The 270-nt window shown below is 41.1% G+C and carries 1 tRNA gene; it reads left to right on the top strand.

Going from position 1 to position 270, the window contains the following annotated elements:
* Window positions 1-195: 195 nt before the first annotated feature.
* Window positions 196-268 (top strand) — tRNA-Asn (locus GT1_RS21985).
* Window positions 269-270: the final 2 nt, after the last annotated feature.

The raw sequence follows: 270 nt of genomic DNA, 5'->3' as shown, positions 1-270 counted from the left end.
AGCAATCCATGTAGCTGACTGGTACTAATAGGCCGAGGACTTGACTTAAATACCTCGTTTGCACAAGTGCAAACATTGATAGAACTAATTGCGTAATCTTTCTTCTGTGAAGTTTTCAGGGAATAATGTAAAACTTACCTGTTGTAATATGCAGGTAGACGTGGTATTATATATTTCCTTGACCAAACTTAAAATTCCTCGATAGCTCAGTTGGTAGAGCAATCGGCTGTTAACCGATCGGTCGTAGGTTCGAGTCCTACTCGAGGAGCC

The organism is Sporomusa sp. GT1, from assembly GCF_014634905.1.
In the GTDB taxonomy this organism is placed as follows: Bacteria; Bacillota; Negativicutes; order Sporomusales; family Sporomusaceae; genus Sporomusa; species Sporomusa sphaeroides.
This window is presented reverse-complemented; position numbering and strand designations above follow the sequence as displayed.